This is a genomic window from Mycobacterium simiae (genome assembly GCF_008370645.1).
Taxonomy (GTDB): Bacteria; Actinomycetota; Actinomycetes; order Mycobacteriales; family Mycobacteriaceae; genus Mycobacterium; species Mycobacterium simiae_A.
The window spans coordinates 1-220 of the sequence record NZ_VTZN01000683.1 but is presented as its reverse complement, the minus strand read 5'-3'; the positions used below and the strand labels follow the sequence as shown (position 1 = coordinate 220).

Here is a 220-nt window from a genome sequence, read left to right as displayed (position 1 = left end):
GGTGGGGGGTTTTCCGGTCGATCGGGGCTGGGATTTGGCGGGTTTGTTTGATCCGGATCCGGATGCGGTGGGTAAGACCTACACCCGCGCTGGAGGGTTTTTGTCCGAGGTGGCGGGGTTTGATGCGGAGTTTTTCGGGATTTCTGGGCGGGAGGCTCAGACGATGGATCCCCAGCAGCGGGTGTTGTTGGAGGTGTGTTGGGAGGCGTTGGAGACCGCC

1 protein-coding gene is annotated in these 220 nt (G+C 61.8%); it reads left to right on the top strand.

Features of this window, described 5'->3' with window-relative positions:
• A partial coding sequence (locus F0Q45_RS27355) for a beta-ketoacyl synthase N-terminal-like domain-containing protein (protein ID WP_149656744.1) occupies positions 1 to 220 on the top strand: 220 nt, incomplete at both ends.